This is a genomic window from Enterococcus sp. AZ171, from assembly GCF_051714005.1.
Classification (GTDB): domain Bacteria; phylum Bacillota; class Bacilli; order Lactobacillales; family Enterococcaceae; genus Enterococcus_B; species Enterococcus_B pernyi.
In genome coordinates, this window is the sequence record NZ_JBIORA010000001.1 from 2,225,499 (window position 1) to 2,240,632 (window position 15,134).

General features: G+C 38.4%; 16 protein-coding genes and 1 pseudogene. 2 read left to right on the forward strand and 15 right to left on the reverse strand.

The window, feature by feature from the left end:
- Positions 1–6: 6 nt before the first annotated feature.
- From IGJ49_RS10800 to IGJ49_RS10835, 8 genes are all read right to left on the reverse strand, one after another.
- The gene (locus IGJ49_RS10800) at positions 7–1,137 is read right to left on the reverse strand and encodes an ABC transporter permease (RefSeq protein ID WP_438723405.1); all 1,131 of its coding nucleotides are present in this window, start codon (positions 1,135–1,137) and stop codon (positions 7–9) included.
- Positions 1,137–2,243: an ABC transporter permease gene (locus IGJ49_RS10805; RefSeq protein WP_438723407.1), complete on the reverse strand. Its 1,107-nt coding sequence runs from the start codon at positions 2,241–2,243 to the stop codon at positions 1,137–1,139. Before IGJ49_RS10805 ends, IGJ49_RS10800 begins: the two co-directional genes overlap by 1 nt.
- A gap of 5 nt (positions 2,244–2,248) precedes the next feature.
- On the reverse strand, positions 2,249–3,184 hold the full coding sequence (locus IGJ49_RS10810; RefSeq protein ID WP_438723408.1) for an ABC transporter ATP-binding protein: 936 nt from the start codon (positions 3,182–3,184) through the stop codon (positions 2,249–2,251).
- Between the two features lie 64 nt (positions 3,185–3,248).
- Entirely contained in the window at positions 3,249–4,379 is a 1,131-nt protein-coding gene (locus tag IGJ49_RS10815; RefSeq protein ID WP_438723410.1) for a sensor histidine kinase, read from the reverse strand.
- A gap of 13 nt (positions 4,380–4,392) precedes the next feature.
- Positions 4,393–5,013 (reverse strand): response regulator, encoded by a 621-nt coding sequence (locus IGJ49_RS10820; protein ID WP_438723412.1) that lies wholly within the window; start codon positions 5,011–5,013, stop codon positions 4,393–4,395.
- Positions 5,014–5,398: 385 nt separating this feature from the next.
- Positions 5,399–6,001, reverse strand: a complete 603-nt coding sequence (locus IGJ49_RS10825) for an LPXTG cell wall anchor domain-containing protein (RefSeq protein WP_438723414.1) — start codon at positions 5,999–6,001, stop codon at positions 5,399–5,401.
- 41 nt (positions 6,002–6,042) lie between these two features.
- Complete coding sequence (locus tag IGJ49_RS10830) at positions 6,043–7,059, reverse strand: hypothetical protein (RefSeq protein ID WP_438723416.1); 1,017 nt, start codon at positions 7,057–7,059, stop codon at positions 6,043–6,045.
- 9 nt (positions 7,060–7,068) lie between these two features.
- The gene (locus IGJ49_RS10835; RefSeq protein ID WP_438723418.1) at positions 7,069–8,187 is read right to left on the reverse strand and encodes a GLUG motif-containing protein; all 1,119 of its coding nucleotides are present in this window, start codon (positions 8,185–8,187) and stop codon (positions 7,069–7,071) included.
- A 799-nt stretch (positions 8,188–8,986) separates the two neighbouring features.
- Between IGJ49_RS10835 and IGJ49_RS10840 the strand changes: the two are divergent.
- Positions 8,987–9,082, forward strand: a pseudogene (locus IGJ49_RS10840) (putative holin-like toxin); the annotation flags it as partial.
- Between the two features lie 310 nt (positions 9,083–9,392).
- Positions 9,393–9,539 carry a putative holin-like toxin gene (locus tag IGJ49_RS10845; protein ID WP_010734785.1) on the forward strand — a complete coding sequence of 49 codons (147 nt, stop codon included), beginning with the start codon at positions 9,393–9,395 and terminating at the stop codon, positions 9,537–9,539.
- Positions 9,540–9,755: 216 nt separating this feature from the next.
- On the opposite strand, the gene IGJ49_RS10850 is transcribed toward IGJ49_RS10845, so the two are convergent.
- The 7 genes from IGJ49_RS10850 to IGJ49_RS10880 form a co-directional block, all read right to left on the reverse strand.
- On the reverse strand, positions 9,756–10,031 hold the full coding sequence (locus IGJ49_RS10850; RefSeq protein ID WP_077151091.1) for a helix-turn-helix domain-containing protein: 276 nt from the start codon (positions 10,029–10,031) through the stop codon (positions 9,756–9,758).
- Complete coding sequence (locus tag IGJ49_RS10855; protein WP_010734783.1) at positions 10,031–10,378, reverse strand: type II toxin-antitoxin system RelE/ParE family toxin; 348 nt, start codon at positions 10,376–10,378, stop codon at positions 10,031–10,033. Before IGJ49_RS10855 ends, IGJ49_RS10850 begins: the two co-directional genes overlap by 1 nt.
- Positions 10,379–10,676: 298 nt before the next feature.
- A complete protein-coding gene (locus tag IGJ49_RS10860; RefSeq protein WP_010734782.1) occupies positions 10,677–11,750 on the reverse strand; it encodes an ABC transporter substrate-binding protein in 1,074 nt (357 codons plus the stop codon).
- Positions 11,747–12,577, reverse strand: a complete 831-nt coding sequence (locus IGJ49_RS10865; protein WP_019723762.1) for an ABC transporter permease — start codon at positions 12,575–12,577, stop codon at positions 11,747–11,749. Before IGJ49_RS10865 ends, IGJ49_RS10860 begins: the two co-directional genes overlap by 4 nt.
- Entirely contained in the window at positions 12,574–13,380 is an 807-nt protein-coding gene (locus IGJ49_RS10870) for an ABC transporter permease (RefSeq protein WP_438723422.1), read from the reverse strand. The genes IGJ49_RS10865 and IGJ49_RS10870 overlap by 4 nt, the downstream gene beginning before the upstream one ends.
- 11 nt (positions 13,381–13,391) lie before the next feature.
- Entirely contained in the window at positions 13,392–14,477 is a 1,086-nt protein-coding gene (locus tag IGJ49_RS10875; protein WP_010734779.1) for an ABC transporter ATP-binding protein, read from the reverse strand.
- A 17-nt stretch (positions 14,478–14,494) separates the two neighbouring features.
- Positions 14,495–15,037, reverse strand: a complete 543-nt coding sequence (locus IGJ49_RS10880) for a helix-turn-helix domain-containing protein (RefSeq protein ID WP_019723760.1) — start codon at positions 15,035–15,037, stop codon at positions 14,495–14,497.
- Positions 15,038–15,134: the final 97 nt, after the last annotated feature.

Here is a 15,134-nt window from a genome sequence, read left to right on the forward strand (position 1 = left end):
TTTTGCTCAGCTATATACTTCTTGCCTCGTTCTTCTCGTATATCCATATATCGCCAAACTTAGAAAGAATAGAATATAAATGACCAAGATGAGTATTTCCCTACTGTTAGCTCCCCATGTTTGTCCGGATTGAAGGTTTTTGATAATCGTCAAGACCCAATATTGCGGAGTAATCATCGATACGTTCTGCATCAATTCTGGCATCACCTCATGGGGGATCAAAGCACCCGATAGTAAACTTGTGACGGTAATCAAAATACTTTGCAAAGCCGCTGCCACACTTGTACTTGGTGCAAGCACACCAATCGCGATCGACCAACCTACCGCTAATAAACTAAATAGACTTAGTAGGCCAATCAAATCAAAAGCGCTTAACCCTGGGTCGATGTTGAATAGACTTGTCATGACGATAACTGCTAACATTACTTGGATCAGCATAGCCAATGTCGCAAAAATCGTTGTCCCGATAAAATACGTACTTTTAGCTACCGAAGTCGTCATCAAACGCGTATAAATTTTATTTCGTTGTTCTTGTTGAATCGTCGTCGTTCCAAAATTACCTGCTTGGAAAAGAAACATCATCAACAAAAAGCCAATGATTTGCACTGACATTCGTTCGGTCGTTGTGCTTTGATCTACTTGCTTGATCTCGATTTCTGTCGATTCTTTCAAGCGTTCCAGCGATTCGTCCTTCCCTTCAGCTTCTGCTAACAGATGGATACTAGAAACTTCTGCCAATGCGCGTTGGGTCAATCGGTCGATATTCTCCAACAGCTCCCCTTTTTGGAATGTTCGGAGAGAGAGTTTCGTATTTTCAGAAACATTTTCTTGATAACCTTTAGGGATTGTGATGACTGCCACCGCCTGTTGTCGGGAAAGAACCTGATCGATTTCTTCTACTGAACCAATTTCCTGAACGCTGACTCGTTTTTCCAAACTTTCAATAAGCAATTCACTATAGGATGAGCGGTCCTGATCAACTACCCCTATCGTCAGTAGATTCGTTTCTTGATCTCCATAAGCAAAAAGATAAAGGACGACACTCAAGAAAGGAATTCCTAAAAGAAACAAGATTTGCAATGGTCGATTTCTCCAAAGAACCAACCGTTCTCTAACGATCCAAAAGATATCTCTCATTAGAATACCTCCCTTTTATCTAAAATGACGACTGACGACATGAGTAAAACAAACATTAACCCAAAATTTCCATAGATACCTAACCATTGCAAGGAATTGTTGGTCCACAAACTTTCTCTTACAGATGCTAAAACCCAACCTAATGGTGACAATCCCATCATTGTTTCATTCGTTGGAAAATAGGCACCACCTAAAAATCCAGTGAGTTGAATAAATATCTGGGTAATGCCAGAACCAATTCTTTTTTCATCACGGTCTCCAATGGTTTCTAAAAATAAACCGAGTGCGAGAAAACTGCCCATAAGTGCGATTAAGTTTAGGTAAGAAAAGCCAAATCTTAAATACCATGGAACATCAAATAAAAATTGAGAGATGAGCATCAAGACCAACACTACCAACATGCCAAATATGAAGTGTCCAGAAAATGTCGAAAAAATGATTGTTTTACGGCTAAGTGGCGTGACTAATTCTCTTTGCACCGTTCCATGCTGTCGTGCTTCTCGAAACATGCTCAGACCAATTTCAGAAAAATATAAAACAAATAGACTAATCATAGCAATCGCATAGTATTGGTAGGAAGATGCGCTTTCTCGTTGATTTTCTTGATCGACGACAATCGCCTCTGTAAACTGCTCTGCTGAAACTAGGCCAGTAGTTGGTGGCAAGTGCTGTTCCATAATAAAACTTTGTCGTTTGATTTCCTGTACAATTTCTACTAGATAGCTTTGTAGGATTGTTTTTTCTACATTGGTCAATTCCCGACTCTGCACTTCGATGCGATCGGAAAAATGTAAGTAAGCATCAGCTTCTTGTTGTCTTATATTCGCTAATCCTTCCTTTTCATTTGTCACTTCTTCAAAATGAATAGCACCTTCTGCAAAAGAACTTACTTGTTGGAATATTTCACGAACTTCTTGATCGTCTATCTGATATTGTACCGTCAATGGCTCCATATCAGAGGTTATGTCATTATTGAATACACCTTGGAGTACGGCCCCTAGAATAAACATCAACGTGATCGGAAAAGCGAGATAATAAATGTAATTGGATTTTTCACGAAAATTTTGTATCAGGGTCCGGATAATTATTCTTTCATTCAGACTCACTCCTCCTAATCACGTAGATTACGTCCAGTCAAACAAAGAAAAACTGTTTCTAAATCTGGAGCTTGTTGCAGTACATCGACTACGCTAACTTCTTGCTTGATCAGTATCATTAATATTTGATTCAACAATTTGCTCTCAAGCACCGTCACGATCTGTACTTGCTGTTTGTCGAGTGAAACATTGATGATCCCGTTAATATTATTGATTTCTTCTAAATCCAGTACCTCTGGATTCTCCACAGTGATTTGCAGATTGATTTTATCCGTGACGAGATTCACCAATTCTTCTTCACTACCGATAGCAATCACTTGACCTTTATCAATAATGACGATTTCATCCGCCAAACGTGCGACTTCTTCCATATAGTGACTCGTATAGATGATCGTCGTACCGTTTTCTTTCATTTTTTCAATGGCATCTAAAATATAATTTCTAGATTGTGGATCGATCCCCACTGTCGGTTCATCCATGATCAGTAAAGCAGGTTGATGGGCAATCGCCATTGCAATATTCAATCGTCGTTGCATTCCTCCAGAAAAAGCACTCGGTCGCTCTTTTCTTCGTTCATACAAATCAACCGTTCTCAATGCCTTTTCTACATTCTTTTTTAGTTCTTCCCCTCTGAGTCCATATAGCCCACAAAAAAAGCGGACATTTTCTTCAGCAGACAAATCATAATAAATCGCTAACTCTTGCGGAACAACGCCTAATTTTCGCCTAAGTTCTCTTTTTCGCTCGCTCATCTCTTCTGAAAACAACTGAACCGTTCCAGATGTCTTATTCAATAAACCAGTAATCATATTGATAACGGTTGACTTTCCTGCTCCATTTGGACCTAGTAACCCTGAAATCGTTCCTTCTGGTACTTCAAATGACACACCATCCACAGCAATTTTCTGTCCAAATTTTTTTGTCAATTTTTGCACACTGAGTATATTCATTCAATCACTCCTTTTCTTTATTTTATAAAAAAAGAGAAACTGTAATAGTACAGTTTCTCATGATTTACGAATTAGAAATCTCATGTTCTTCATCAAAAGGTAATATCGTGGTGATGTGAAAACCATTCGTTCCATCGATTAACAATTTGCCGCTCAATACGGCTGTTCGTTCTTCCATTCCTACGATCCCCAGACCTTTACGATAGTCTATTGCACTTTTTCCATTGTTCTTCGATTCAAATCGTAAAAATTTTTGATACACATGTAAACGCACCGTAACCGTTGAAGCTTCACTATATTTCAACGTATTCGTCAAAAACTCTTTCAAATTCGCCGCTAATACTTGCCAATGAAAACGACTGATTTTATCTAAGGAACCGCTATATTGGAAATCCACGATAATCTGGTGAGTCTCGGAGAAACGTTGGAGTTCAGCCTTTACTTTATTGATGTTCAAGGTTTCATTCTTTGGTCGCTCGTCATGTAACACGTTGCGCACTTCGTTGATCGACTTTCTTAAGCGACCAGCAGATTGACTCAATAATTGATGCGCTTGTTCCGGTTGTTCTCGATTGATGACCTTTGCCGCCTCTATTTGGATCAAGCAACTCGTTAAGTCGTGCCCAAGATGGTCATGGATTTCATGAATGATCCGTTGTCTTTCTACTAATGTTGCTTCTTTTTGCATCGCTTCAGCATTCAAAGTGCTTTGTGCAAAGAGTTTTGATAATTTGTTTCGTTCAATCCGTAAAAAATCGGAAGAAGTAGTTAACTCTTCTTGTTGTTTCATCATTTTTTCCGCAGACCAAACGATACTGATCATCCCACTTACCCACAGTACAAAGAGAAAATAAAGTGAATCAGAGAGAAAAAAGCTGCCAACACTATAATTGATCAAGGCTACGACTAAAAGTAACCATGATTTTTGGAAGCAAAAATAACCTTGCAGCAAGGAAAGTGACAATAGAAAAATCGCTTGTTCGACAAAAATCAAACTCAATAGAACACTGATCAATTGCAAAGCAACAAACCAAGGCCGATGTTTCTGAAAACTTTCGCCTAAGAAAAAAAATGTCAACCATACCATACTTAAACTAATGACAAACATCAAAATGGTAGCGGATGTTTGATAGATCATCAACCCGATCAAACCAATGATCGATAGCAAGTTGATCGATAATTTGATTGTTTGCATCTACGTCATAACCTCACCTGTGAGAACATAGATCGCTAATTGCGTACGATGATCCAAGTTCAATTTTTTTTAAAATCATTGAAAGATTGTTATGGACAGTTCCTTCACTTAAAAATAGTGTTTGCGCAATCACTTTATTTGTCATTCCTTTTGCGACGAGGTAGGCTATTTCTTGCTCTCGTTCCGTCAGTAAGGAGAGATCTGCTTCTTGATCATTCTTGTTACCTAATTGTTGCGTTGCCTTCACGAGGATTTCTTTCGAAAGGATCGTTTGTCCCTGTAACACACTCTTGATTGCTTGGATCACCGCTTCAGGAGGAGTTGTTTTCAGCAAGTAACCACTTGCACCGTTGCGTATCCCTTCCTCTATGTAACGATCTTCATCAAACGTAGTTAAAATGATGACAGGTATCTGATATTCTTCCGTAATCTGTTGCGTAGCAGTGACGCCATCCATTCCCGGCATTCGGACATCCATCAATACAAGATCGACTTGATTTTTTTCGCAAAAAGCAATAGCTGAACGCCCATCATGACAAATACCCACTACTTGAAAATCGTTTGTACTTTCTAAAATGATTTTTAAGCCGCTTGTAATCAGTGCACTATCATCTACTAATAAAATGTTTGTCATAGTGATTCTCCATTTTTTTATTTTGAGCAAGTAGGAGTAACAAGCAATCAAATCAAAAAGTGTTGGCTTCTACTTACAAAGTAGTCTTTGCATGTGTTATCTTTTTTTGATGAGTTCATTTCTTTTGCCTCTCGTACTTGATCTTTTCTTATAGTATACTCGAAAGAATCAGCAAATAGAATTTTGAGCCCGTAGGCGACGATTGTCTGTCGAATGACTACTCACTGATCTTCCCTATCCTTTTTTAATCAACGAAAAAAAGATTGAGACAATCATGTTAGTTCTCAGAAATAGTTCAAAACCTAAAAATCCGAAAAACAAATTCTAGATTCATAGAAATATTTCTTGACACTATACACAATTAGCTCAATCTTTATGTCACCGCTTAATTGTTTTTCTTACGCTTCAGCCAGCTAGCTAAAGCTGTACCTACCGAGCCAAAACCAAGTAATGCGAATGCACTAGCTACTTCGCCAGTTTTCGGTAGATTGCTGTCTCTGCCATTATTTTTTGTTGATGCAACATTTGTCGCTACACTGCCACTACCACCATTTGGAGTCGTGCCGGTTTGATTGTTGCCTGACTGATTGTTGCCAGAAGGAGCGCTGATGTTATTCCCACCATTTCCAGTATTCCCAGTACCCCCCGTGTTTCCACCGGAATCTCCGCCATTGCCTCCCGACTGTGCTGTAGTAAGCATAATGGGTTCAGACTCTTCCCCTGCTAAAAAGTTGTCGCTCTCATCTGAAATTTCAGTGATCCAATAGGTAGTGTTGGCACTTAATCCTACAAAAACCCCATCTACCGCTGCTACACCATCCGCATAAGCTACTACTCGTGCAAGCGGAGTGGCTTGTGGATCTGTGTCGTAAATCAGGTAGGTCACATCTTGCAGCAATTCTTCCGCATGGTCATGGTACCAGTGCTCACCTGGTGTATTTGGGGTGTCGTCATGGTGTAGAAGTGCAGTATCCGCAATCGTGATCACTTCATGGGTATTGTTTTGTTTTGCTAATTCCTCATCTATTCTCAGAAATGCACGGCTGCTTTTGTGATTGCTTCGACATCAAAGAGATCTGTGACCAGATACTCATGATTCCCAATAGTCGGTAAGCCGGTAACCTCATAGTTGGAAAGGTTAACCGTGCCCCAATCAATGGTCCAGTTCGCTCCTTCGATCGTATTCGTTCCAGCAGCACTATTCGTATATTGGAAGCTTGCTTCTTGCCAAATCACCTCATCTCCAGGTGCCAATCCAGTTAACGTCGGCATATCGAAATGATCAATTTCAGTCGTTCCATTGAATGAACGAGCAAAAACTGTCCCTTTTTCTAGAATGATCTCAGCCGGAGTCACTTCAATCATTGCTTTATTCCAATTCTGTCCAGGTTCTAATGTAGTGATACGACTGATTGGTGTAGCAGTCACTTCATAAATCCCAACACTAGAAATTTCCAAGATCAAATCCATACCATCGGCTGAAATGCTTACCCCATCCGCATCTGTCTCAAAAAGATAATCATTTGGATTTCCACCTCGTCCGAATAAAGAAAAGACATCAGTAAGTGGAATCTTTGTTTCTGCTCCACCATATGGCACTTGAAGCGTTTCTCCTAACGCATTGATCGGTAAAGTATCCATCTCGTTACCTAGTCCTAGCTTCAGATAATTTGTCGCAGTATCCCACACCCAAGTACTACCGAAATCCCAACCATTAGATTCATAAGTCGCTTGCGTGCGCAATTCAATGACATCTTTGATCACTTGACCACCAACTGGAACCCCGCCGTATAAAGCTTCAGAGTTATTATAGTAGTAATTATTGATATTCGTTCCACCTAAACCGAAATGATCGACATCGGATTCTCCAGTGACATCCCCCATCCCATAACTGTTTTTGATTGTTAAAGAGCCTGCATTACCGACAAAACCGCCAACAGCTTCAATGCCAGTTACATGTCCTGTACTATAGTTGCGTGCTACTTCAATCGCATAAGGATGAATGGCCCCGAACGTTCGTTCTCCCAATAACATCGCCTGTCGCATAGGAATCGACTACTGTACTGTAGAAGTCGTGTCCACCAACAAACCTCCCACGTTTTCACTTTCCGGGCTGTCAATGTTCCCAGTAGCATACGAGCGGCTGACTTTACCCCAGCTATTCAGACCAATTAGGCCTCCAGTATTGGTTGTATTCGCTGTGACATTTCCTGTGGCATAACTATCTACAACTGTATTTCCATTTACTCCGATCAGCCCCCCAACAGCTTGAGGATACATGTAAGGATTGGCATTAACTGTTATCGTTGCTGAAGAAGATGAGCGCGCAATCGTAGTACCTGCGACAGTATTCGCCATATAACCAACTAGTCCACCAATGTTATTCCCACTTGCTTCAATACTTCCACCAATAACAGTAGAATCAGTGACGGTCGTTGGTCCTTTAGATAGGTCATTGATTTGACCAATCAATCCCCCAACATTATTTCCGTAGAGCCCTCCCACAACCCGAGGATTTTCTAATGTGATCTCGGAAATCTTTGCACCGTCTGTCACACCGAAGAACCCACGATTATGCAGATCCCCAAGTTGTACCCCAGTATTCACTATCATATTACAGATCACTGTTCCAGGTTCAGCTGTAAAACTTCCAGTAAATTTTGTTGCTAAAGTTGTCCCATATCCAACAGGTATCCAATCTGAAGTGAGTGTAATATCATTCATCAATTGGTAATGCGCCGCGAGATCATTTCGCATTTCATTCAATTCAGCTTCAGTGGTGATTTGGAAGGGCGAGGTGAGAGAACCATCACCTGCTCCAGAAAAGTACGATTCAATGATCGTTTCGTTTTGCGCTTCCATTTCTTCCATCACTGTCTGTTGCACTTCAACCAGTTGATCGGTTGTCTCGAGTGTTACATGGTCGTCTTCTTCAGTTACCACCACATGACGATCATCCTCCAGAACCACGACTTCCTCGGAAGACACTTTTTCATTTATGATTTCATCATCAAAGCTTTCTTTTTCTTCGTCTATTGGCTCTTCTTCAATAACTGTATGTCTTACTGGATCAATATCTTCTAGAACGTTTGCAAAAGTCGGTACTGTTTGCGTTAACACCATTGAACTTAAAAATATATTTGCAATAAGTTTTTTCTTGTTCAGTTTAATCATAAATATGTCCGCCCTTCACTCTCTAATCATATTTTAATTTATATACAAATTATCTCATAAAAAATTTGATAAATGAACTTTTTTACTATCTAAGCAGCACCTATAATTAGAGAACTCTAATTATATTATAACTAAATGTTTTTTTATTTATGATATGAAAGTTCATGTTTACTTCATGAAACTTCTTGTTATTACTTTTTTACCAATAAGGAAACACAAGATATTAAAATATTGTTATGCAAAAAAAATCTTTTTTATTTTCCACTAAAATAAAAGTATGTCCCTCTCTGAATCGAGAGAACTTTCAATATCTTCTTAACGGCTTCCAGTTTAATTACTAATTTGTCGATCTCTTACTTCGTTTCATAGAATGATAATTATAATGTTTCCTAAAAATAGAAAAAACAACCGCCAACTTGCACATTGTAAATTTTACTCCTCATAAAATGATAAGGTTAATCATTGTTAATTCAGGCAATCAAAAGCGAAGGTGTCCGATAACCACCATGAATGATGATTCGATCAATCATAAAACAAATATTTTTTTTTGTTATTTTATTTTGATAGTATTTTCGGATCTTTTAACTGACAAAAATAAGAAAAAAAGAAAAACAACCAGAAAATACACGGATGTATTTTCTGATTGCTTTCTTTTTCTTAGCAATTGATTTACGCAGATACAGATAAACAACTAACTATTTTTTAGATATTCAAAATATGAGCACATTGAAAAGGACGTAATCGCTTAAATTGATAGTGTCATTTTTCTAACTCTAAGTAACTGACCTTTTTGTCTTGATATGAAACAATCCAAACAATGATAGCTTTCGGTATGTTTACCGTTGCTTTAGTTGGTTTGGGTGTTACGATGCTGAAAAATGACAAAGAGAAGTAACCGTCACTTTAGCGAGCCGATGGTTTACTTCTCTTTGAGTTAACTATTACACTTGCCACTAGCTTTTAGCGGTGCTGTCAAAAGGGAACTGTTGACGCAGTTCCTTTTTTCGTTTTTATTATAGCACAGCTCCAGCTTCTTCTTCAATTCTGATTCCTGATTCAGTGTATTTTAAGTGAACATACAAATTTTTCAAAAAAACATCCGTGTTTATCTAAAGTTCAAGGACTCTATCTAGGGCGATATGCTATACTTTTTGGGACAGTAAAGTTGAATGACGGTGGCGACTTCAAAAAAGGTGGTGGTGCTTATGGAGATAAGTACTGAAATCGAAGAAAGGAGAAGCCTTTTGTCTGTTGAAACAGCGTTAGGGCTAATGATCAGTTTCGGTTCATTTACCGCTACTTTGATCTTTGGCATCCTAGCCTTGACCAACAAAAATGACAAAAAGAAATAGCCGTCACTTTTTCCCGGAGACGACTATTTCCAACTTAGAATAAAATTCTGTCACCGGGTTTAGCGGTGCTGTCAAAAGGGAACTGTTGACGCAGTTCCTTTTTTCGTTTTTATTATAGCACAACTTCGGCTTCTTCTTCAATTCTGATTGATATATAAGAAGGATTTATGGAGACAACTAATTGGCTGGACCAATAGATTCCGACTTAAAAAATGATTACTCAAAATTTATGACAAGCTTTTTATCCAATCCTTGTGCTAGTTCGATCACTAACTCAATACTAGGATTCATTTCACCTGTTTCAACTCGTGAAATGGTTGATTGAGGTTTTCCAATTTTTTGCGCTAATTGTTTTTGTGTTAATCCAGCACTTTTCCTTAATTCTGCTAGTTTTAACGCAACATCTAATTTATCTTCTTCAATTTCCATTAGATGCACAAATTCTTCACTTTTTTCCGCTCTTTTTTTTATATAATTTTGTACTTGACTCATCATATCCACCTCTCGTTCTTACTTAAAAAATTGTCTCGCACCTTTCTACCTTTTTCTAACTCTCGTCTGGAAAGCTTATTTGCTTTCTTTCGAAACCCATGAGTAATAAAATATTCATTCCCTTTTCTTTGAAAATATATCCCTCTTAAAGCATTACTACTTATACTTGCTCGCACTTCATGTAGATTGCTCTCCAGTTTTTTTACCCACTTTTGCCGCATGGCTGTATGTATATCTGTTTTTTCAATTTTATCAATGATTGATAAAATTTTTGCAGCCTCATTGTCACTCAATGAATCAAGGAATCTTTCAAAATCATCGTCCCACTTAAATTTAGGATGATTCAACTTATTTCCTTGTAATCATATCATTATATAGCGAATTAGCTATATTTTTCTACTATTTGTTAAAAACTTTTTTCTTTAGGCAAATCAAAATTTCATGTTTATTTTTCCCTTCTTTTCATGGTTGATTTATCCTTTACACAATCAATTACGCTAATTAAAGACTATTATTTTAATCTATATTGCTATCCTTAAATCAAAACACAAAAAAAGCGCCTAAAAAGGCGCTTTTGGTAGAAATTTGGAAAACTGAGCTTTTAAAAGTACGTAAACAAAGGTTTTTGATCCTTGAGTTTTACCATCATTTCCGATACATCTTAAACTCTAAGAATAAATCATTATAGATTCCTAAGTATTCTGAACCGAGATTTTCGTAAACTTCAAGATGCGAAATCGTTTCATCAGATGGATAAAATTGTTCATCTTCGGAGATTTCCTTTGGTAACAATGCTTTGGCTGCTTTATTTGGTGTAGAGTAGCCGATATATTCTGCATTTTGAGCGGCATTCTCCGGATCGAGCATGAAGTTGATAAAATCATAGGCGCCTTCTTGGTTTTTAGCTGTTTTTGGCATGACGATGTTATCAAACCAAAGATTTGAGCCTTCTGTTGGGATCACATAATGTAAATGTTCATTTTCATACATCATATCTGCTGCTTCACCTGAGAAAGTCACAGCTGCTGATGCCTCTTCGTTGATCATATACATTTTGATCTCATCTGCAACGATTGCTTTGACATTTGGCGTCATTTTATTCAATTTTTGAGCTGCTTCGTTCAGTTCGGTCATGTCTTTGCTGTTCAAAGAATACCCTAAACTATTCAAAGATAAGCCCATCACTTCTCTTGCTCCATCAATCAACATCAAGCTGTCTTTCAATTCTGGTTTCCAAAGGTCATCCCAATGCTTGATTTCTTCTTTGTCGAACACTTTATTGTTATACACGATACCCAGAGTTCCCCAGAAATAAGGAATCGAATATTTATTATCAGGATCGAAATCCAAATCCAAGAAGCGATCATCGATATTGTTCAAGCCTTTGATCTTACTATGATCTAAAGGCATGACAAGTTTTTCTTCAATCATTTTTTGGATCATGTATTCACTAGGAATAGCAATATCATAATTGGTTCCGCCCTGTTGGATCTTGGTAAACATGGCTTCATTCGAGTCAAATGTTTCGTAATTGACTTTATAACCGGATTCTTGTTCAAACTTCGTGATTAAACTAGGATCGATGTAGTCTCCCCAGTTATAAATGGTCACGATTTTCGCTCCACTCATTCCGCTCGCTTTTTCTAATTGTCTAACACTGACAAGCAATACACCAATGATCAAGATAATACCGATCAGTAAAGATTGTAATTTTTTCATCGTAAACGAGCCACCTCCTCACGGTTGCGGCGATTTTTTTTCAATCGTTTTGGTCGGTTTTCTTTACTGATAAAGTAGTAACCGATCACTAACACCATCGAGAACAGGAAGACAAGTGCGCTCAATGCGTTGATCTCTAAGCTGATTCCTTGCCGCGCTCTTGAATAGATCTCAACGGATAAAGTAGTAAAGCCGTTCCCTGTTACAAAGAAAGTGACCGCAAAATCATCCAAAGAGTATGTGAACGCCATGAAATAACCGGCAATGATTCCTGGAGATAAAAACGGTAAAATGATATTTTTTACGACTTGGAAATTATTCGCCCCTAAATCTCTCGCAGCATCCACCATCGAATCGTTCATTTCTTGCAATTTTGGTAAGACCATTAAAACAACAATAGGGATACTGAAAGCGATATGGGAAAGCAAGACACTCTGAAAGCCTAACCCAAAGCCGATTAGCGTAAAGAAAATCAAAAAACTCGCACCGATGATCACATCAGGAGAAACAAGTAAAATATTGTTCATGCTCAATAGCGCCGTTCGTGCTTGACGTTTTTTCGTGTAATAGATCCCCATCGCTCCAAATGTCCCGATGATCGTTGCAATCAAAGCCGATAAGAACGCCAGCATAAATGTATTCAATACGATGATGATCAGTCGTGTATCCTCAAATACCGCTTGATAATTCTCCCAAGTAAAGCCGGTAAAGCTGTTCATCGTTCCGCCTTCATTGAAGGAATAAAAAATCAAATAAAAAATCGGTAAATACAATAATAGAAAGACAACTGTTAGATAGAGATACGACCATTTGAATTTTTTTCTCATGAGCGACCTCCTTTTTTCTTCTCACCAGTTAGTAACATCACAATGAACATAGCGATGATCAAAATCACGCCGATCGTTGAACCCATGCCCCAATTTTGCGTCACTAAGAAATGCTGTTCGATCGCTGTACCTAGCGTGATCACTCGATTTCCACCTATCAAACGTGTCAACATAAAAAGTGATAGTGAGGGAATGAAAACTGCTTGTACCCCACTTTTCACGCCATTCAACGACAAAGGAAAAATCACTCGGCGAAATGTTTCAAAATTACTTGCTCCTAGATCTTTACTAGCACTCAATAATGAAGAATTCATTTCTTCTAAAGCGTTAAAAATCGGCATGATCATGAAAGGAATCTCGATATATGTCGCTACGAATAAGAAGCTAAAATCAGTAAATAAAATCTGTTGCGGGCCAATGTCGACAAACTCGAAAAAGTGGTTGACACTTCCATGGATACTGAAAATCCCGATAAAGGCATATGCCTTCAACAATAAATTGACCCATGTCGGTAAAATGATCAACATCAACCATAATTGCTTATGTTTCAATTTCGTTAAAAAATAAGCTGTTGGATAGCTGATCAACAATGTGAATAATGTAATCAAGAACGCATACCATACCGAATTGATCGTCATGGCGATGTAAGTTCCTGAAGTAAAGTACGCAGCATAATTGCTTAATGTAAACTGACCACTCATATCAAAAAAAGATTGATAGATGATCATCAAAACAGGCGCAATCACAAATAATCCAAGCCACAAAACATAAGGGATGGAATAGATCCTACGCATTGTTCTCATATTCTCTCCCCCTATTCTTCGTAGCTTTCCAAACGTGCATCGAAGTCTTCTTCTGACTCATTGAAACGCATAACGTGGATGTCTTCTGGTTCAAAGGCTAAGCCGACTTGACTCCCTTCGCGCGCTTTTTTCGTTGAGTGGACCATCCATTCATTTTGTTGCTCATCATAGCAAATGATCTCATAATGGACACCACGAAATAGCTGAGTGTCAACTGTCACGACTAATTTCCCTTTATCCGGTGTTGTGATCGTTAAATCCTCTGGACGAAGTACGACTTCAACTGGTTCATTGACGCGCATCCCACCATCGACACACTCAAATTGTTTGCCCACAAACTCAACCAAGTTATCTTCAATCATCACGCCATTGACGATATTGCTTTCACCAACAAAATCTGCCACAAAATGATTGATTGGTTCATCATAAATATCCACAGGAGTACCACTTTGGACGATTTTCCCTTTGTTCATCACAAAAATCTCATCACTCATTGCTAACGCTTCTTCTTGATCATGCGTCACAAAAATAAAGGTGATCCCTAAACGTTGTTGTAGTTCGCGCAACTCATATTGCATATCAGTACGTAACTTTAGATCCAAGGCTGATAACGGTTCATCCAATAACAAGACTTTCGGCTCATTGACGATAGCTCGCGCGATGGCCACCCGTTGGCGTTGTCCCCCTGACATCTCGCTGATCTCCCGCGTTTCATATCCAGGTAATTGCACCATACGTAATGCGTCTTTGACTTTTTTTTCGATTTCTGATTTAGGCATTTTTTTGATTTTCAATCCAAATGCAACATTATCAAATACATTCATATGAGGAAATAAGGCGTAATCTTGGAAAACCGTATTGACTTGGCGCTTATTTGCCGGTAGATCGTTTAGGCGCTTTCCTTCAAAATAAATATCTCCTTCGGTTGCTTCCGTAAATCCTGCAATGATTCGTAAAATCGTTGTTTTCCCACAACCAGAAGGCCCCAACAATGTATAAAATTTCCCTTGTTCGATCTCAAAACTGACATTCTTCAAAATTGTTTCATCATCATAGCTTTTTACGACCTGATCGAATGATATGATTGGTTTTCCCACTTTTTCTGCCCCCTATATTACAAGTATGATTCGGTTGCGACGATCAATACCTTAGTTTGTTTGTTTTGATGATTGCGTAATTGATGGTGTGTCGTTGCCTGATAGTACATCGATTGACCTTTTTTTGCTACATACTCTCGCTCACCCAAGCTTAGCGCGATCTCCCCTTCTAAGACAAAGATAAATGTCTCTGAGAGTGAAGGTTCAAAGGTTTTATATTCACCAGCTGTATCGAATGTCAATAAAACTGGTTCCATTTCTTTTTCGTTGGAATCTGTCACTAACCATTCCAGTTCATAACCATTTTCCTCATCATAATAGACCGTTCGATCTTCTTTCGTATAAACGATTTGAAGGTTGGGTGTTTCTTGATGAAAAAAAGCTTCTGGGGTAACTCCTAATACTTCAAGGATTGAGAAAAATGTTTCCATCGATGGCGAACTTAAATCCCGCTCAAGTTGTGAGATATAGCCCTTTGATAAATCTGTCCGCTCCCCTAATTCTTCTTGTGTCAAGTTTTTTTGGATACGCAGATTTCGTAACTTCTCACCAATTTCCATTTGTCACTGTCCCCCTATGCGAAGTTTTCTAATAGTAAACTCCAAGTTTACTACCACCTGTATTAGTATACAAATTTCCGCTGAAAAAACAACCCTT